16 protein-coding genes are annotated in these 18,593 nt (G+C 70.3%); 11 read left to right on the top strand and 5 right to left on the bottom strand.

The window, feature by feature from the left end; all coding sequences use genetic code 11:
* Positions 1-75: 75 nt before the first annotated feature.
* A complete protein-coding gene (locus tag ACIBK3_RS24535; protein WP_399368701.1) occupies positions 76-405 on the top strand; it encodes a DUF3618 domain-containing protein in 330 nt (109 codons plus the stop codon).
* A gap of 107 nt (positions 406-512) precedes the next feature.
* Entirely contained in the window at positions 513-815 is a 303-nt protein-coding gene (locus tag ACIBK3_RS24530; RefSeq protein WP_399368942.1) for a GroES family chaperonin, read from the top strand.
* A gap of 84 nt (positions 816-899) precedes the next feature.
* Here ACIBK3_RS24530 and ACIBK3_RS24525 read toward each other — a convergent pair whose 3' ends face one another.
* Positions 900-3,314: a transglycosylase domain-containing protein gene (locus ACIBK3_RS24525; protein WP_399368700.1), complete on the bottom strand. Its 2,415-nt coding sequence runs from the start codon at positions 3,312-3,314 to the stop codon at positions 900-902.
* Positions 3,315-3,532: 218 nt separating this feature from the next.
* Between ACIBK3_RS24525 and ACIBK3_RS24520 the strand changes: the two genes are divergently transcribed.
* From ACIBK3_RS24520 to ACIBK3_RS24505, 4 genes are all read left to right on the top strand, one after another.
* A complete protein-coding gene (locus ACIBK3_RS24520; protein ID WP_399368698.1) occupies positions 3,533-4,333 on the top strand; it encodes an ABC transporter permease in 801 nt (266 codons plus the stop codon).
* Positions 4,334-4,472: 139 nt separating this feature from the next.
* The gene (locus tag ACIBK3_RS24515) at positions 4,473-5,237 is read left to right on the top strand and encodes an ABC transporter permease (RefSeq protein WP_399368940.1); all 765 of its coding nucleotides are present in this window, start codon (positions 4,473-4,475) and stop codon (positions 5,235-5,237) included.
* Positions 5,238-5,243: 6 nt separating this feature from the next.
* Positions 5,244-6,230, top strand: a complete 987-nt coding sequence (locus tag ACIBK3_RS24510; RefSeq protein ID WP_399368696.1) for an ATP-binding cassette domain-containing protein — start codon at positions 5,244-5,246, stop codon at positions 6,228-6,230.
* 199 nt (positions 6,231-6,429) lie between these two features.
* Positions 6,430-7,302 (top strand): DUF1707 domain-containing protein, encoded by an 873-nt coding sequence (locus ACIBK3_RS24505; protein ID WP_399368694.1) that lies wholly within the window; start codon positions 6,430-6,432, stop codon positions 7,300-7,302.
* A gap of 81 nt (positions 7,303-7,383) precedes the next feature.
* On the opposite strand, the gene ACIBK3_RS24500 is transcribed toward ACIBK3_RS24505, so the two are convergent.
* A complete protein-coding gene (locus ACIBK3_RS24500) occupies positions 7,384-8,724 on the bottom strand; it encodes an SGNH/GDSL hydrolase family protein (RefSeq protein WP_399368692.1) in 1,341 nt (446 codons plus the stop codon).
* A 371-nt stretch (positions 8,725-9,095) separates the two neighbouring features.
* Here ACIBK3_RS24500 and ACIBK3_RS24495 point away from each other — a divergent pair, with 371 nt between their 5' ends.
* Together ACIBK3_RS24495 and ACIBK3_RS24490 are read left to right on the top strand one after the other, a co-directional pair.
* Positions 9,096-10,358 carry a DUF445 domain-containing protein gene (locus ACIBK3_RS24495; RefSeq protein ID WP_399368938.1) on the top strand — a complete coding sequence of 421 codons (1,263 nt, stop codon included), beginning with the start codon at positions 9,096-9,098 and terminating at the stop codon, positions 10,356-10,358.
* A 189-nt stretch (positions 10,359-10,547) separates the two neighbouring features.
* The gene (locus tag ACIBK3_RS24490; protein ID WP_399368689.1) at positions 10,548-12,068 is read left to right on the top strand and encodes an MFS transporter; all 1,521 of its coding nucleotides are present in this window, start codon (positions 10,548-10,550) and stop codon (positions 12,066-12,068) included.
* Positions 12,069-12,254: 186 nt separating this feature from the next.
* Here ACIBK3_RS24490 and ACIBK3_RS24485 read toward each other — a convergent pair whose 3' ends face one another.
* Positions 12,255-13,733: an alginate lyase family protein gene (locus ACIBK3_RS24485; RefSeq protein ID WP_399368687.1), complete on the bottom strand. Its 1,479-nt coding sequence runs from the start codon at positions 13,731-13,733 to the stop codon at positions 12,255-12,257.
* Positions 13,734-13,923: 190 nt separating this feature from the next.
* Entirely contained in the window at positions 13,924-14,226 is a 303-nt protein-coding gene (locus tag ACIBK3_RS24480; protein WP_030667012.1) for a hypothetical protein, read from the bottom strand.
* A gap of 172 nt (positions 14,227-14,398) precedes the next feature.
* Between ACIBK3_RS24480 and ACIBK3_RS24475 the strand changes: the two genes are divergently transcribed.
* The 3 genes from ACIBK3_RS24475 (at position 14,399) to ACIBK3_RS24465 (ending at position 17,572) form a co-directional block, all read left to right on the top strand.
* Entirely contained in the window at positions 14,399-14,824 is a 426-nt protein-coding gene (locus tag ACIBK3_RS24475; protein ID WP_399368685.1) for an Hsp20/alpha crystallin family protein, read from the top strand.
* Between the two features lie 243 nt (positions 14,825-15,067).
* Positions 15,068-15,514: a DUF2267 domain-containing protein gene (locus tag ACIBK3_RS24470; RefSeq protein ID WP_399368936.1), complete on the top strand. Its 447-nt coding sequence runs from the start codon at positions 15,068-15,070 to the stop codon at positions 15,512-15,514.
* A 270-nt stretch (positions 15,515-15,784) separates the two neighbouring features.
* Positions 15,785-17,572 (top strand): glycosyltransferase, encoded by a 1,788-nt coding sequence (locus tag ACIBK3_RS24465; protein WP_399368683.1) that lies wholly within the window; start codon positions 15,785-15,787, stop codon positions 17,570-17,572.
* A gap of 70 nt (positions 17,573-17,642) precedes the next feature.
* Here the strand turns inward: ACIBK3_RS24465 and ACIBK3_RS24460 are convergent, their stop codons facing one another.
* On the bottom strand, positions 17,643-18,593 hold the full coding sequence (locus ACIBK3_RS24460; RefSeq protein ID WP_399368681.1) for an alpha/beta fold hydrolase: 951 nt from the start codon (positions 18,591-18,593) through the stop codon (positions 17,643-17,645).

Below are 18,593 nucleotides of genomic sequence, written 5' to 3'. Positions count from 1 at the left end.
CGACCGGACGCGGAGCTGACAGACTGTCCAGACAAGCGGCAGCAACAGGTATCAGCTGACTTCGGAGGCCCCACGGTGGCGGACACGTCGGACATCAGAACCCCGGCGCAGATCGAGGCGGACATCAAGCGCCGCCGCGATGTGCTGGCCGAGACGCTCGACGAGATCGGGGTGCGGGTGCACCCGAAGACGATCGTCGGCGATGCGAAGGCCAAGGTCGTCTCCCATGTCGATCACACGGTGGGCCGCGCCTACGTCGGGGTCAACCGCGTGGTGAGCGACGTCAAGGCGCAGTTCGTCGACGAGGAGGGCGCGCCCCGGCTGGAGCGGGTCGTGCCGGTCGCGCTCGTGCTGGTCGGGGTAGTGGGGCTGCTGGCCCTGGGGACCCGGCGGCGCCGGGGCTGAGCGGGGCGACCCACCGGCTTACGGTCGCGGCAAAGGCAGGTAGGTTCAGTGGTGTGAGCGCCAACAGAAACGAGCAGAGCACCCAGCACGACAAGCTGCCCATCCGGATGCTGCACGACCGTGTGCTCGTGCGGCAGGACGCCGGCGAGGGGGAGCGGCGTTCCGGTGGCGGGATTCTGATTCCGGCCACCGCGGCCGTCGGGCGCCGGCTGGCGTGGGCGGAGGTGGTGGCCGTGGGGCAGAACGTACGAACCGTCGAGCCGGGTGACCGGGTTCTGTTCGACCCGGAGGACCGGGCCGAGGTGGAGGTGCGGGGTATCGCGTACGCGCTCATGCGCGAGCGGGATCTGCACGCCGTGGCCGCGGACCGGTTCGAGGGGTCGGAGGACTCGACGGGTCTGTACCTCTGAGGCAGTACCTCTGATACACGTTCGGAAGGGCTGGTGGCCGTCGTCACCAGCCCTTTCGGTCTTTCTTTGTCTTTCGTTCCTTTGTTATTGGCGGCGGGTGATGTTGTTCAGGCCCGGCCCCTCTGTCGTGCCTGTGTTGCCGCCCCCCGGTGTTCCTCCGGGGTCGCCGTCGGTTCCGTCCGTGGTGCCGCCGTCGGCCGTGTTCCCGGTGGTGGTGTCGCCGGTGGCGCCGCCGTCGGCGGTGGGGGTGCCACCGGTCGTGGTCGGGGTACCGCCGCCTGTCGGGGTGCCGACTGTGGTGCCGCCGTCGGTGGTGGGGGTGCCTCCGGTGGTGGTCGGGGTGCCGCCGCCTGTCGGGGTGGAGCCGGTTGTTCCGTTCGTGGTTCCGCCGTTGTCCTGGGCGCCGGTGGTCGGGTCGGTGGGGGCCTCGGTGCTCGGGGCCTGGGATTCGTCGGAGCCCGGCTGGAGGTCGAGGTCGAAGTCGGTGGCCGGCTTGCCCTTGAGGGCGTTCTTGGTGAACTGCGCCCAGATCTCGGTGGGGGCGCCGCCGCCGTTGATCCGTTCCAGGCCCATCGCGCCGTAGAGCGGCTCGTGGCCGGCGGTCACCGGGTCCTGGCCCATGACGGAGACGACGGTGGCGAGGTCGGGGGTGTAGCCGGCGAACCAGGCGGCGGTGTCCTTCTCGGCGGTGCCGGTCTTGCCGGCGGCGGGGCGGCCGGCGGCCTGGGCGGCGGTGGCGGTGCCGTTCTCGACGACGGACTGCAGGACGGCCGTCGTGGTGTCGGCTGCTTCGCGGCTGACGGCCTGGCTGGTCTTCTCGCGGGGCAGTTCGACCTCGTCGTTGCCGTCCTTGGTGATCTTCTCGATCATCGTGTACGTGCCGTGCCGGCCGTGGTTGGCGAGGGTGGCGTACGCCTGGGCCATGTCGAGGACGCTGGCGGTGGAGGTGCCGAGGGCGATGGAGGGGGACGCGGTCAGGTCGGGGGTGTTTGCGGGGATGCCGAGGTCGATGGCGGTCTGCTTGACCTTGTCGGAGCCGACGTCCACGGCCATCTGCGCGTACACCGCGTTGACGGACTGGTCGGTGGCGTCGCGCACGGTGATGTCGCCGTAGGAGCGCTGGTCCTCGTTCTCGGGGGCGTAGGTGCCGCCGTCCCAGCCGACGACGGGGCGTTCGTTGGTGCCGTCGTAGACGGTGTTCGGGGTGATGACGCGGCCGTCCTGGGTCTCGGAGTCGTTCTGGACGGCGGAGGTGAACACGAAGGGCTTGAAGGTGGAGCCGACCTGGAAGTCGCCGCGGGTGGCGTTGTTGGTGTACTGCTTCACGTAGTCGATGCCGCCGTACATGGCGATCACCTTGCCGCTCTTCGGGTCGACGGCGGCGCCGCCCGCGCGGACGTACCTGTCGACCTTGCGGTTCTTCTTGTCGAGCTTGGCCATCAGCTGGTCGTTGACGGCGTCCACGAAGGCGTCCTGCTTGCTCTTCTGCAGGGTGGTGGTGATGCGGTAGCCGCCGGCGTCGAGCTGGTCCGCGGTGAGGATCTTGTTCTCGGTGAGGTAGTCCTTGACCGCGTCGCGAATGTAGCCGCGCTGTCCGGACATGCTGGTGGAGACGGTGGTCTCCTTCGGCGTCGGGAACTTCATGCCGGCGCGCTCGGACGCGCTGAGCCAGCCCTTGGTGACCATGCCGTTCAGGACGTAGTTCCAGCGGGCCTCGGCGGCTGCCTTGTTCTCCGGGTGGGCGACGACGTCGTACTCGCTGGGCGCGTTCAGCAGTGCGGCGAGGTAGGCGCCCTTGGCGGGGTCCAGGTCGATGGCGTCGACGCCGTAGTAGGCCTGGGCGGCGGACTGCATGCCGTAGGCGTTGCGGCCGAAGTAGCTGGTGTTGAGGTAGCCCTGGAGGATCTCGTCCTTGGACTCGGTGCGGTCCAGCTTGATCGAGATGAAGAACTCCTTCACCTTGCGGGTGACGGTCTGTTCCTGGGCCAGGTAGTAGTTCTTCACGTACTGCTGAGTGATCGTGGAGCCGGACTGTTTGCCCTTGCCGGTGGCGGTGTTCCAGGCGGCGCGGACCATGGCCTTGGGGTCGATCGCGGACTCGCTGTAGAAGTCGCGGTCCTCGGCGGCCAGGACGGCGTGCTGGGCGTCCTTGGAGATCCTGCCGAGGGAGACGCTCTCCCGGTTGACCTGGCCGTCACGGGCGAGCTGGCTGCCGTCGGCGTACAGGTAGACGTTGCTCTGTTTCATGGCGGCGGCGTTGGCCGACGGGATCTTGACCATGGAGTAGCCGAGGAAGAACAGGCCGGTCAGCAGCAGGATGCCGATGATGAACGTGCCGAGCACCATGCGCCAGGTGGGGATGATCCGCCGCCAGCCGGTCCGCCTGGGCCGCTTCGGCTTCCTTCCCGCCTGACCGCCGGACCCGGGTTGTTGGGCCGCTCCCGGCTGTGTCGGTGCCCAGCCCTGGTTCGGCTGCTGCGGCTGCGGCTCGTCGCTCATGTCGTGCACGGACTCCTGTTTCGCGTCGTACGTTCCCGTACGCCCATACGTCTCGTATGCCTCGTACGCCTTCTGCGTCCCCTGTTGAAGACTCTCGCATCGGGCGTTCCGTTCCCGGCGATCGGCACGCGTCGCACCCGGAAAATGCCTGGCACACCGTGTCACCGGCGCACTAGGCTCCTGCGCTTCGGTGTCTCGCGGCGAGGAGGGCGACTGCGGTGGGTGCGGCGCGGTTGTACGTCGCCGTCGCGGCGGGCGGATTCCGACGGTACGCGACGTATCGGGCGGCGACGGCCGCGGGGGTGTTCACGAACACCGTTTTCGGGGTGATCCTCGTCTACACGTATCTGGCGCTGTGGGACGAGCGGCCGCATCTCGGGGGGTACGACCAGGGGCAGGCGGTCACGTATGTGTGGCTGGGGCAGGCGTTGCTGGCGGGGCTGGCCATCCAGGGCGGAGGCTTCGAGAACGAGCTCATGGAGCGTATCCGCACGGGTGATGTGGCGATCGACCTCTATCGGCCCGCCGATCTTCAACTGTGGTGGCTGGCGAGCGATCTGGGGCGGTCGCTGTTCCAGTTGCTGGGCCGGGGCGTGGTCCCGTTCGTGTTCGGGGCGCTGTTCTTCCCGGTGGCTCTGCCGGACGATCCGCTGATCTGGCTGGCGTTCGGTGTCGCGGTCGTGCTCGGGGCGGTGGTCAGCTTCGGGATCCGCTACCTGGTGGCGTTGAGTGCCTTCTGGCTGCTGGACGGCAAGGGCATGTTGCAACTCCTGATGATCACCGGGGTGTTCTGTTCGGGGATGACACTGCCGCTGAACGTCTTCCCGGGGGTGCTCGGCGACATCGTACGGGCCCTGCCGTGGTCGGCGTTGCTGCAGTTGCCCGCGGACGTCCTGATGGGGAAGGCCGATCCGTTGGGTGCCTATGTCTTCGCGGCGGCCTGGGCGGTGGTGCTGCTGGCGGGCGGTCGGGTGCTGCAGTCGGCGGCGACACGGCGGGTGGTGGTCCAGGGTGGGTGAGTCGAGCGGTCCGGTGGGGTGGAGCGGTCCGGTGGAGTCGAGCTGTCCGGTGGGGTCGAGCGGTCCGGTGGGGTCGAGCGGTCTGGTGGGGGCGAGCCGTCCGGTGGGCGGGCTGCGTGCCTACGGGCTGATCGCCGGGATGTGGATCCGCTCCAGCCTGGCCTACCGCGCCTCCTTCGCCATGACCGTGCTCGGCAATCTGCTGCTGTCCGGGCTGGACTTCGTCGCGATCTTGTTGATGTTCTCGCGGGTCGACGCGCTCGGCGGCTATCCCCTGCCTGAGGTCGCGCTCCTGTACGGCCTGTCCGTCACGTCCTTCGGTCTCACGGACCTGATGTGCAACTCGCTGGGCCAGCTGGGGCAGCGGGTGCGTGACGGCACCCTCGACACGCTGCTGGTGCGGCCGGCGCCGGTGCTGGCGCAGGCCGCGGCGGACCGGTTCGCGCTGCGCCGTGTCGCCCGCCTCACGCAGGGGATGCTGGTGCTGGGCTACGCGCTCGTCGCGGTCGACATCGACTGGACGCCGCTGAAGGTGTTGCTGGTGCCGGTCACGCTGGTCAGCGGGGCGGCGATCTTCGGTGCGGTGTTCGTCGCGGGCGCGTCCTTCCAGATTGTGGTGCAGGACGCGGCCGAGGTGCAGAGCGCGTTCACGTACGGCGGCACGACGTTGCTGCAGTATCCGCCCACCGTGTTCGGGAAGGAGCTGGTGCGCGGGGTGACCTTCGTGCTGCCGCTGGCCTTCGTCAACTGGGTGCCGGCCGCCTATGTGCTGGGGCGGCCGTATCCGCTGGGCCTGCCTCAGTGGGCGGCGTTCGCGCCGCCGCTGGTGGCGGTGGGGTGCTGTGCGCTGGCCGGGTCGGCGTGGCGGGTGGGGCTGCGGTCGTATCGGAGTACGGGAAGCTGAGGGCTGATGGATACGGTGTTCATCGAACTGGACGGCGTCGAGAAGGTCTTCGACGTGCGGAGGAAGACCGGGTTCCTGAAGCGGGAGCGGCGACAGGTGCGGGCGGTGGACTCCCTCTCCTTCACTGTGCCGCGCGGTGAGATGGTCGGCTACATCGGGCCGAACGGTGCCGGGAAGTCGACGACGATCAAGATGCTCACCGGCATCCTGACGCCGAGCGGCGGCCGGTTGCGGGTGGCCGGCCTCGACCCGTCCCGGGAGCGGACGCGGCTGGCGCACCGTATCGGGGTGGTTTTCGGGCAGCGTACGACGCTGTGGTGGGACCTGCCGCTGATCGACTCCTACCGGCTGATGCACCGTATGTACCGCATCCCGGACGGCCGTTACCGCGAGAACCTCGACCGTCTCGTCGAACTCCTCGAACTCGGTGACCTGTTGGACATGCCGGTACGGCAGCTCTCGCTCGGCCAGCGGATGCGCGGCGACATCGTGGCTGCTCTGCTGCATGATCCGGAGGTGCTGTACCTCGACGAGCCGACGATCGGGCTGGACGTCGTGTCGAAGGCCAAGGTGCGGGAGTTCCTGCGGGAGTTGAACGCCGAGAACGGCACGACGGTGCTGTTGACCACGCACGATCTGCAGGACATCGAGCAGTTGTGCTCGCGGGTGATGGTCATCGACCACGGGCGTCTGATGTACGACGGTCCGCTCACCGGTCTGCACGAGGCGGGGGAGAGCGAGCGGGTCCTGGTGGTCGACCTGGAGCGCGAACTGCCGCCGATCGAGGCGCCGCCGCCCGCGCGGGTGGTGAAGGTGGACGGGCCACGGCAGTGGCTGGCGTTCCCGGCGTCGGCGTCGGCGGCGCCGCTGGTGGCGCGGATCGCGGCGGAGTATCCGCTGGTGGACCTGTCCGTGCGGGAGCCGGACATCGAGGCGGTGATCGCGCAGATGTACGCGGGGGTGCCCGGGAAGGCGCAGAGGGTGGTCCCGTAGGGGCTGTGCGGCGGTCGTGGGGCGGTCGTGGCGTGGTGTCGCGAGGCGGTCGTAAGGCGTGCGCGGGGTGGTCGTAGCGTGGTCCCGGGGCGGTCCCGGGGCGGTCCCGGGGCGGTCGCGGGGCGGTAGTTCGTCCGCTCTCGCATCGGCTTGCGGCGTCTCGTAGCCGAGGGCCGGGTGAACTCGTACGCTGCTTTGCATGACCGACGACGCAGTCCCGGAGCTTCGCGCATCCGACGCCGATCGTGAACGAGTCGCCGACATCCTGCGGGACGCACTCGCGGAGGGCCGTCTCGACATGGAGGAGTTCGGGGAACGGCTGGACGCGACGTACAAGGCGCGCACGTACGGCGAGCTCGCGCCGATCACCCGGGACCTGCCGGCCGCCGCGCGCACCGACTCCGCTCCTCGGGTGTCGATGGCCAAGGAGTCGGCGCCGAGCGGGAGTTGGGCGGCGCGGGTCACCGGCGGCGAGGGGTCGTCGGACTGGGCGGTCGCGGTGATGTCGGGCTTCCAGCGCAAGGGCCGCTGGACGGTGCCCAGGCGGTTCAACGCCTTCGCCTTCTGGGGCGGCGGCGAGATCGATCTGCGCGACGCGGACTTCGCGGCCGGCGAGGTCGAGATCAACTGCGTCGCGATCATGGGCGGGATGCAGGTGATCGTGCCGCCCGGGGTCGAGGTCGTCGTCCGCGGGATCGGCATCATGGGCGGCTTCGACCACCGCGAGGAGGGCGTGCCGGGCGACCCGGGCGCCCCGCGGGTGATCGTGACGGGCTTCGCCTTCTGGGGCGGCGTCGGCGTCGAACGCAAGCTCCCCCGTGCCGAGCGGGAGCGCCTGAAGGAGGAGCGCCGCCAGGAGAAGCTGGAGCGCAAGCGGTCCCGGCGGGAGCTGGGCGAGTCGTTCCGCGACGATGTGCGGGGGGCCCACGGGGCCCACCTCGGCATGCTCGACGACCACCATGAGCTGATGCGCGAGCGCAGGCGGGAGCGCCGGGAGGACCGGGAGGGACGCAGGGAGGAGCGGCACCAGCGCCGCGAGGAGCGGGAGAGGCGACGGGACCGGGAGTACTGAACCCGGGGGGTGGGGGTCGCTCCGCGTACGGCCCCCCACCCGCGTACGCCCCCCATCCGCGTACCCTCCCGCCCCGCACGCCTACAACCGTGTAGGCGCCGACCCCTTCAGGCTGTCAAGGTCGAACGCCTGGGCCATCCGTTCGTACCCCAGGTCGCTGGGGTGGAGGTGGTCGCCGGAGTCGTAGTCGGGGCGGAACCTGCGTGGGTCGTAGGGGTCACGGACGGCCTTGTCGAAGTCGACGACGGCGTCGTAGACGCGGCCCTCGCGGATCTCGGCGTTGATGGCCCGGCGGACGTTCTCGCGGGCCTCGGAGTAGCCGCGGTGGCCGCCGAAGGGCATCAGGGTCGCGCCGATGACCTTGATGCCGCGGGCGTGGGCCTGGCGGACCAGGGTGCGCAGGCCGGCGAGGACCTGGTCCGGGTCGGCCAGCCGGGGGTTGCGCAGGATGTCGTTGATGCCGAGGTCGACGACGACGACCTTGACGTTGGTCCGGCCGAGCACGTCCCGGGCGAAGCGGCTCACGCCGGCCTGGTTCTCGGCGGGCCGGCCGAGGCCGTCGGCGAGGACCTGGTTGCCGCCGATGCCCTGGTTGACGACGCTGTAGCGGGGCACGTCCTGGCCCGAGTGGAGCGCCGCGCGCAGCCGGTCGGACAGGAGGTCGGGCCAGCGGCGGTTGGTGTTCTCGGTGGAGCCGACGCCGTCGGTGAGCGAGTCGCCGAAGGCGACGACGGTGCCCGCGGCCTCGTCGCTCAGCACGTCCAGCGCCGTCAGATAGCGCCAGTACTCGGTCCGTTCGGTGTACGCGGTGCCGGTCGGGTCCTCGGTACGGTCGCCCTGGGCGGCGTACGAGATCTGGCGGGCGCGCGGGTGGTAGGTGACCGGGCCGGACGGGGTGGGGGAGTAGGTGGTGACCAGGATGTCGCTGTCCGCGGGGACGCGGAGGGCGACGGTGTCGCTGAGCACCTGCTGTCCGGCCGGGATGACGGCGACCGTGTTGCCGCCGAAGGTGAGGCGCCGCATGGTCTCCACGACCGCCTCGGCGGTGCCGGTGCCGGCGGCGACGGCGATCGAGGCGTGGGTGATGGTCAGCGGCGCCTGGCCGTAGAGATTGGACAGCGTGATACGGGCACTCGTACCGCCGATGGCCGTGTGGACGACGTTGCGCAGCGAGCGGCCGGCCAGGCCGTCGGTCTCGGTGCCGGGTTCGCCGCCGACGGGGGAGGCGGACCAGCTGCCGACCCAGACTCCGGTGGAGGCCGGGGCGGCGGAGTTGTGCGGGGCGCGGGCCCCGGAAAGGCTGTTCTTGCTGCTCTCGTCGCTGCCGTTGTCGGAGGTGACCCCGAGGTATATGGCGGCGGACAGTACGACGATCAGGGCGACGATCGCGCTGAGCAAGGCATAACCGTGACGCCTGGTCATGCGGTTGCGTGTCTCCTTGGAGATGGGAGCCCGGGGCTCCGGTGTGATCACCTCATGATGCGTCATGAAGTCCGGGGTAGTGGAACAGGACCCCCCATGGGGCCGCCGGAGTTCTCCATGAGTTCCCCCCACCGACAGACGCCGGGAACTCTTGTTTCGTTCCGGGAGTCGGTCAGGAAGGGACAATGTGTGCAGGGGATCACGAACGGGTGGAGTGGATGGAACGTACGGAACCGGACCAAAAGGTACCAAGCAGGTCATCTGACGTGGGCCGGGATACGCGGCCGGCCGTGACTGCCGAGCGTGCAGCCGCCGCCGTCCCCGCTTCCGCCTCGGCCGCACGCGGGGTGCCCGCGGCGGCAGCGCGCGCCATGAACACGTTCAGCGAGGCGGACAAGGAGAAGCAGCGCGGAGTCCGCCGTATGAAGATCACCGCGACCAGCCTGCTGCTGTTCGTCGCGGTGGTGTACATCCTGGCGAAGTGGGCCTCGAACGAAGGCGCCGGCGCCTGGGCGGATTATGTCGCCGCGGCCTCCGAGGCCGGCATGGTCGGCGCGCTCGCCGACTGGTTCGCGGTCACCGCCCTCTTCCGCCACCCGCTGGGCCTGCCCATCCCGCACACCGCGATCATCCCCACCAAGAAGGACCAGCTCGGCGTCTCGCTGGGCGAGTTCGTCGGTGAGAACTTCCTCTCCGAGGACGTCGTACGGCAGCGGTTGCGCGCGGTCGGCATAGGAAGCCGGCTCGGCGTCTGGCTCGCGGACCCCGAGCACGCGGACCGGGTGACGGCGGAACTGTCGGCCGCCATGCGCGGGGCCCTGACCGTCCTGCGCGACTCCGACGTGCAGGCGGTGGTCGGCGAGGCGATCACGCGGCGGGCCGACGCCCAGGAGATCGCGCCCGGGATCGGCAAGTTGCTGGAGAGGATCGTCGCGGACGGCGGCCACCGGCGGGCCGTCGACCTGGTCGTCGCCCGCGCGCACGACTGGCTGGTGCTGCACAGCGACTCCGTGATGGACGCCGTCCAGGGCGGGGCACCCGGCTGGACCCCCCGGTTCGTCGACAAGAAGGTCGGCGAGCGGGTCTACAAGGAGCTCCTGCGCTTCTGCGCCGAGATGCGGGACATGCCGTCCCATCCGGCCCGCGGCGCCCTCGACCGCTTCCTCACCGACTTCGCCGCCGACCTGCAGTCCGACACGGACACCCGCGCGCGGGTCGAGCGGCTCAAGGGCGAGGTGCTGGGGCGCGGCGAGGTGCAGGACCTCATCGCCTCCGCGTGGACCGCCGTCCGCTCCATGATCGTCTCGGCCGCCGAGGACGAGCGCAGCGAGCTGCGGCTGCGCGTCCGCGCCTCCCTGCTGTCGCTGGGCTCCCGCATGGCCGTCGACGAGAAGGTGCAGGGCAAGGTGGACGGCTGGGTCGAGGGCGCGGCGGTCTACGTCGTCACCACCTACCGCCGCGAGATCACCTCCCTCATCACGGACACGGTCGCGGGCTGGGACGCGGAACACACGACCCGGAAGATCGAGGCACACATCGGCCGCGACCTGCAGTTCATCCGGATCAACGGCACGGTGGTGGGGTCGTTGGCGGGGTTGTTGATCTACACGGTGTCGCAGGCGCTGGGGGCGTAGCCGGGCAGGCAGCATGATCGGGCTGCTCGGCCACGTCGACGGCCGGAGAGGGGCCGGTCGAGCCCCAGCGAGGCCCGCACCAGGACCGGCCGGCAACCAGTGGAGCGTAAGGCGGCAGCGTAAGGCGACAGCGTAAGGCGGCAGCGTCAGGGCACCCGATGGAGGTTCCGCTCGAGGAGGAGGGAGCCCATGACCACCGCGCAGGCCGCGACCGGCCGCACCGTCACCACCAACATCCCCGCCCGCCTGGACCGCCTTCCCTGGTCCCGCTGGCACTGGACGATCGTCTTCGGTCTCGGCACCGTATGGATCCTCGACGGCCTCGAAGTGACCGTCGTGGGCAACATCGCCAGCCGACTCTCGGAGCCCGGCAGCGGCCTGCCGATCAGCTCCGGCCAGGTCACCGGTATCGCCGCCGCGCTCTACGTCGCCGGCGCCTGTGCGGGTGCCCTGTTCTGGGGCCGCCTGACCGACAAGTGGGGCCGCAAGAAGCTCTTCATGATCACCCTCGCGGTGTATCTCGCGGCCACCGCCCTCACCTCGGTCTCCTTCGACACCTGGTGGTTCTTCGCCTTCCGCTTCCTCACCGGCTTCGGCATCGGCGGCGAGTACGCGGCCATCAACTCCGCGATCGACGAGCTGATCCCGGCCCAGTACCGCGGCCGCGTGGACCTCATGATCAACGGCAGCTTCTGGCTGGGCGCGGTCGGCGGTTCGCTGCTGTCGATCGTCGCGCTGAACACCGACATCTTCCCGGCGAACGTCGGCTGGCGGCTGACCTTCGCGCTGGGCGCGGTGCTCGCCCTGGTGATCCTTCTCGTACGGCGTCATGTCCCGGAGAGCCCGCGGTGGCTGCTGATCCACGGCAGGGACGAGGAGGCGGAACGGATCGTCACCTCGATCGAGAAGCGGGTCGAGTCCGAGCAGAGCGAGCGACTGGTCCGGCCCGAGGGCGAGATCACCATCCACCAGCGCCGCAGCGTCACGTTCATGGAGATCGCCCGTACCGTCTTCGCCGACTACCGTCGGCGCGCGATCCTCGGCTTCGCCCTCTTCATCGGCCAGGCGTTCCTCTACAACGCGATCACCTTCGGCTTCGGCGCGATCCTGACGACGTTCTACGACGTCCCGACCGGCGACACCGGCTACTACTTCGCCGTCATCGCCATCGGCAACTTCTGCGGCCCGCTGCTGCTCGGCAAGCTGTTCGACACAGTCGGCCGCAAGGTGATGATCTCGGGGACGTACCTGCTCTCCGGCCTGCTCCTGTTCGGCACGGCCTGGCTGTTCGACCGCGGTTCGCTGAGCGCGACCACGCTGACGGCCTGCTGGTGCGCGGTCCTGTTCTTCGCATCCGCCGGCGCCTCCAGCGCGTACCTCACGGTCTCCGAGATCTTCCCGATGGAGACCCGCGCGATGTCCATCGCCTTCTTCTACGCCCTGGGCACCGCCGCTGGCGGCATCAGCGGACCCCTGCTCTTCGCCGACCTCACCGGCACGGGCAAGGTCGGCGACACGGTCCTCGCCTTCCAGATCGGCGCGGCTCTCATGTGCCTGGCCGGCCTGGTGGCCGCGGTCCTCGCCGTACGAGCGGAACGCCGCTCCCTGGAAGACATCGCCACGCCCCTGACGGCGGCGGACTCAACAGCGTCAGACCCGGCGAAGGACCCCAGCCCCTCGGCCCCGAGCTCCCGAACGGCAACGGCGTAGCCCCGCATCCGAGCCGGCGGGCAGCCACCTTCGCCAAGCTGCGGGCAGCCACCGCGGTCCGGCCGCGGGCAGCCACCGCGGTCCGGCCGCGGACAGCCACCGCGGTCCGGCTGCGGACAGCCACGGCGGTCCGGCCGCGGGTGGCTGCCCCGGTCCGGCCGCGGGTGGCTGCCCCGGCGTGGCTGTCTACTTACCGGCCTCGCGCCGCCCCTGGTCCCGCCTGCGCAGGAACAGCAGCCCGCCGGCAACCGCCGTGATCCCCGCCGCGGCCGTCCAGCCGACGACGTCGTCGGACCCGGTCGCGGCGAGGTCGCCCCCGGCCCGCGGGGACGCGGACGCGGCGGCGGAAGCCGCCGTCTGAGGCCGGGCGCCCGAGCCGGTCCCGGTCCCGGTCCCGGTCCCGGCGTCCCCGCCGGAGCCCGTCCCACCGGACCCGGCAGACCTACTGGACCCACCGACCGTCCCGGCCCGCCGATCCCGCGTGAACGCCAGCGTCCCGAACCCCAGCTGGTCGTACCCGCCGCTGTTGGGCCCGTAGTCCCCGCCACCCCCCTCGGGCGCGGCCTGCGCCGCGGCCCGGGTGAGGTACGTGGCCGACAGCCCCCGCCGTTTGGTGTAGTGGTTGGCGATCATCGCCCAGATCGGCCGCTGCATCCCCGGGATCACGCTCGCCACGTCGGCGGCGGTCTCGCGGCCGGACCACCCGTTGATCGCCCCCTTGGCCCGGGTGTTGGCGGTGTAGGACACCTCCCCGCCCAGACTCCACTTGGCCACGTACTGGGCGCCCTTGAGGAAACGGCTGTCGTCATAGCCGTACAGGTCGATCCCCTGGTTCCAGGCCATCTCGCACACCGTGCCCATCAGGCCCACGCCGAGCAGCGCGTGCCCCTGGTCGCGGCCGGCCTCCAGCCATTCGCCGAGCCCGTCGCCGTACACGACGGGGATGGCGTGCTTGACGGAACCGAGCCCCGCCCCGTTCTTGAAGTAGTCGACGGCCCGGCCGACTTGGGCCTTGTCGTCGCAGAAGATGCCGGTGGCCAGCACGCAGGCCATCGCGGTGAGGTCCCAGTTGGTCCAGTAGTTCGTGATGACGGCGCCGTTGTGATGGACCAGGAAGTCGTCGCTGAGCCGCGCGAAGACGGAGCTCAGCATGGACTGGAACCGCCCGAGGTCGAAGTCGGGGTGGTCACGGACGAGTTCGGCGGCGTTGGCGAACTGGTAGCCGTAGAGCCCGGCCGCGAGGAACCGGTCGGCGCTGCCTTCAAGGCTGGTCAGCTTGGCCGACCAGGCGTTCAGGATCGCGACCGCGGTGTCGAGGTGCGCGCTGTCGCCGCTGACGTGGCCGCGCAGGGCGTTCTGGTAGGCGGCGTGGATGTCGTTGTAGAGGATCTGGTAGTTCTGCGGGCTGCCCGCGCCCCGGTACACGGTCGCCTGCGGGTTCGCCGTCCAGCCGCTCTGCGCATGCCGGTTGGCGGTCAGCTTGGCGAAACCGGCGGTGTAGGGCGCGGCGCCCGCCTTCACCTTGGCCGCCATACGGTCCAGGTCGGCACGGGTGTGCAGCAGACCGGGGTGTACGAGGGTCGGGCCGGCCGCGTGAGCGGGGCCCGGCGTGAGCCCCGTACCGATGGCGAGGGCTCCGGCGGCCGTACCCGTGGCCTTCAGCATGCTCCGGCGGCTGAACTGTCGTATCACGTGGTCACACCTCAACGTCTCGACGTCTGTGCGTCTTGGGTCGCGTCCCTGGCGGGGACGGTGAGGAGACGTGCGGGAACGGCGGCGATAACGAAAACTGGGTGTGAGCCGATCGTGAGGAGCCGTGCCGGGGACCATGACCTCCCCGACCGTTCCGGTCCGCTCAACCGTTCCGGTCGGCCACCGCCCACGATGCCAGGGCCACCGCCCCCGCCACCCCGAACACGGCCGGCCAGGCGCCGACCTTCTTGGCGAGGGGGTGGGACCCGGCGAAGGCGGCGACGTACGCCGCCGTCAGCGCGCCCGCGGCCTTCCCGCCCGCCCGCTGCCGCCACTGTTGCGCGGCCGTGGCCCCGGCGACGACCAGCACTGCCCCGCCCAGCTGCCGCTTCTTCGTCCACCGGGCCACGCCGTACCCGCCGACGATCCCGCCCGCCGCGACCACCGCGCTGGGAACCTTCGCCATGCCTGCCTCCTGCTCACCTGGGTCTTCGGCCGATACCTCTTGGCTTGAGGCTAACGCTCACGTGGACCGCCGCCTCGAAACTGAGCCGGTGCTTGTCAAGTTTCCTCCTTCGAGCTATATAAGAAGGCGTAGGGCATCGCACAGAAGCGCCTGAAGAAAGGAGTGAACTGTGATGCTCATGCGCACGGATCCCTTCCGCGAATTCGACCGGCTCGCGCAGCAGGTCCTCGGCTCCACGACCCGCCCGTCGGCGATGGCCATGGACGCCTACCGGTCCGGTGACGACTTCGTCGTCCACTTCGACCTCCCCGGCGTCGACCCCGAGTCGATCGAGCTGGATGTCGAACGCAACGTCCTGAACGTCCGCGCCGAGCGCCCTTCCCCCGCCCCCGAGGACGCGGAACTGCTCGTCGCCGAGCGCCCCACGGGCACCTTCACCCGCCAGCTCTTCCTCGGCGAGACCCTCGACACGGAACGTATCGACGCCTCGTACGACGCCGGTGTCCTGACCCTGCGCATCCCGGTGGCCGAACAGGCCAAGCCGCGCCGCATCCAGATCACGGGCGGCGACAGCAACCGTAAGCAGCTCAACAGCTGACCGGCGACAGCCGCAGACACCGCAGACAACGTGGACACCGGAAGAGAACCGAAGGGAAACGAAGAGAACCGAAGACAGGTACACGCAGCCAGAGGCGCCCCGCGGGCATCCCCCACCCGCGGGCCGCGCCGCGCGCCCCCTCCCGGAGCGATCCCGCAATCCAGGAATCCCGCAATACCGCGATCCGCAATCCAGCAATCCCGCGATCCCGCGATCCAGAGAAGGAGCCTCGACGTGACCGTGCTGAGCGTGCAGCCCACGCCCCGGCAGAACGACACCGCGCAGGACCGGCCCAGTTGGACCGACCTGGTGGACGCGGTACGTGAGGCCGGCCAGTACCCGACCGCGGCGGAGGCGGAACGCGTCATCCGCATCGTCATGTCGGCCCTGGGCGGTCATGTGATCGGCGACGAACGGGTCGACCTGGCCCACGCCCTGCCCGAAGAGGCGGCCCGGGTGGTCGCGTCCCAGATCCCGGCGACCCGCCCCCTGACCGCGGCGGAGTTCGTCGACAGCATCGCGGACCGTATCCAGGGCGCCACCCCGGCCACGGCCCGCTGGGACGTCAGCTCGGTCCTGAGCGTCCTTCCGCCCCTGCTCGGTGACGACCTGGTGGACCGCATCCTCGCCCAACTCCCGCCGGGCTACGCCCTGTTGTTCGGCCGTCCCCAACTGATGCCCACGGCCTGACCCCACACGGCGCAACCCCCGCCGCGTATCCCCGACAAGGCTTCGCCCCGGCACCGGCCGGGGCGAAGCGCAGCAGGTCGGCGCAGCAGGTCGGCGTCGACGTACCGGGGCCGCCGATCGCGCCGTGGATCAACCGCGGGCCGTGTATGGGGCGATCGGGTCATTCCCGAAGACACTCGCCTGAATCGTTTCGCGTGAGACAACCTTTGCCAGAGCCTGAACGTCCAAAGAACAACAGGAGACACATCGTCTCTGTTGGGGGGAGCGTTCATGCTCAAGGTCAGCATCGTGGTGCCCGTCTACAACGCGGGCCGCTACATCGACATCTGCGCGCCGTCACTCTTACACCAGACACTGGGGGCGGACGCGTACGAAATCATCTACGTCGACGACGGCTCGACCGACGACTCCGCGCAGCGCCTCGACGCGTTGGCGGCCCAGCACGCACACGTGCGCGTGATCCACCAGGAGAACTCCGGCTGGCCCGGCAAACCCCGCAACGTCGGCGTCCGGGAGGCCCGCGGCGAGTACGTCCAATTCGTCGACCAGGACGACGAGTTGACCCCCGCAGCCCTCGAACACCTGCATCGCCTGGCCGGCCGCAACGGCTCCGACATCGTGCTGGGCAAGGTCGTCGGCACCATGCAGGGCCCCAGCAACGTCTTCAAACGCACCGTGGAGCGGTGCACGGTCGAGGACGCGCCCCTCATCGAGAGCCTCACCCCGCACAAGATGTTCCGCCGCGACTTCCTGCTCGCCCACGACCTCAGGTTCCCCGAGGGCCCGGTGCGGCTGGAGGACCAACTCTTCATGGTCCAGGCCTACTTGCGGGCCAAGACGGTCTCGATCCTCGGCGACCACCCCTGCTACGTATGGAAACGCCGGGACGACGGCGGCAACACCAGCAGCCGCGGCACCGCGCCGGAGGACTATTACGGCTACCTCCGCACGGTCGTCGAAGCCATCAAGCAGGACACCCGACCCGGACCCCTGCAGGACCACTTGCTCCGCCGCTCCTACCGCGTCGAACTCCTCCGCCCGGTGGGCGAACCCCGCGTCCTCAAGCGCACCGGCAAGAACCTCGAGCGCCACTTCGACGTCGTACGCCGCATGGCCCTCGAGGCCTACCCGCCCGGCGTACGCGACGGCCTCCCCGCCCTCACCCGACTCCGGGCGCACCTGCTGGAGGAGGGCCACCTGGACTCCCTCGTCGAACTCGCCCGCCGCACCCAGGGCATCAAGCCCGAGGTCACCGTCGACGACATCCGCTGGCGTGACGGAAAACTGCACGTCACCACCACGATCGGCATGCGCCGCGCCGACGGTGGACCTCTCGCCCTCGTCGAACGCTACGGCCGTATGCTCCTCGACCCCGACCTGTTGGCCGGCATCAAGGGCGCCGAGGGCTGGGAGGCCCCGCACCCCCTCGGCCACGCCCACGGCGAACTCCTCGTCCACGACACCGCCCAGGACCTGTGGTGGTACCCGGACGCCGACCTGACCCCGCGCACGCAACCGCTCGGCGGCGGCCGCCACCGCGTCGTGCTCACCGGCGAAACCGCCATCGACCCCCTCACCCTGGCCGGCGGCCGGCCGATGGAACCCGGCACGCATGTGGTGTGGGCCAGCGCCCAACTCCTCGGCGTGGGCCGCAGGGCGAGGGTGACGCGCAGCGAGGACGGGACGCGCGGTGCCGCCCCAGGCCTCGGGACCGGTCCTCGTCCCGGCTCCGGCCCCCGCGGCCTCGGCCTCGGTCTCGGCGCTGGCCTCGGTATCGGCGGCGGTCCCGGCTTCGGCGGCGGTCTCGGTTTCGGCTCGGTGAGGGTCGGCACTCCACCCCGCCTGGTGATCCCGGCCTGGGGCGGCCCGGCCGGCCAACTCCGTCTCTCCGTACGTTCACCAGGCCAGGACACGCTCCCGCACCGCATCCTCCTGCGCACCACCTCGGCCCCGCACATCCGCCGAGCCGCCCGCACGGTCCTCCACCGCCTCCCCCCGGACGTACGCCGCCGGGCGAAGAAGCTGGCGCGCAGGGCGGACCCCTGGAGCGGCGCCTGAGGAGAGGGAGAAGGGGACTCAGAGCTCGCGCAGATAGGCGGCTCCCCACACCGCCTATCTGCGCGAGCTCTTATGCGGTCGACCTGTCACGGTATGGGGCCAGGAATGCGGTCAGTGCCGACAGCATCGCCTCTGGGGTTTCCTCGGCGGGGTAGTGGCCACTCTCGGGGAGGACAAGGCTCTCCACGTGGTCGGCGGCAAGCTTCATCGTTGCGCCGACCGATGCGCCCAAGTTCTCCGCTCCCCCGATCGCCAGGACGGGGAGGGACAGCGGTCGAGTCTTGCGCTTCTGGTTCTGTTCGATGGTCGTATCGAGTGCGCGGTAGAACTCGAAGCTGGCTCGCAGGGCTTCCGGGTCGGCGGCGAGGGTGTCGATGTAGTGCTGGACGGCGTAGTCGGGCAGTGCCTTCGCGGATTTCGTGGCGAACTGGTGGCCGAAGTAGAGGTGTTCTCGTCCGCTGACCAATTGCTCGTTGACGTCGGTGAGGCGGTTGAAGGCGAAGTGCCAGAGGCGGTCGTTGGCGTCCCGGCTGCCGAAGAGAGGCGGTGTTGGGGAAAGCCCGGGGATCGCGGCCTCGGCGACGACCAGGCGGTCGAGCCGGTCAGGGTGATCCGCGGCCAGGGCGTAGCCGGTCCACATCCCAACGTCGTGACCGACCATGGCGAACCGCTGATGTCCGAGCGAGGCCATCAGCGCCACCATGTCGCGGGCAAGGGTGCCGGTGTCGTACCCGTCCTGGGGTTTGTCGGAGAGCCCGACACCGCGCGGATCGACCGCGACGACGTGGAAGTCCTGGGCCAGCGCGGGCATCAGGAGGCGCCAGGCGTACCAGGTCTGAGGCCAGCCGGCCAGCAGCAGCAGCGCGGGCCCTTCGCCGCCGGTGACGGCGTGCAGGCGCAGGTCGCCGGTGTCGACGTAGCGGCTGGTGAAGGTGTCGGTGAATCGGGCCGGGAGGTTCGGCGCCTGGGGGACGGAACCGCGTCCTTCGGGTGCGGGGAGGCTGGTTGATGACGGATTCAT

Origin of the sequence: Streptomyces sp. NPDC050287, assembly GCF_044459385.1 — a bacterium.
Lineage (GTDB): Bacteria > Actinomycetota > Actinomycetes > Streptomycetales > Streptomycetaceae > Streptomyces.
The sequence above is the reverse complement of the archived record's forward strand: the minus strand, read 5'-3'. Positions and strand labels throughout refer to the sequence as shown.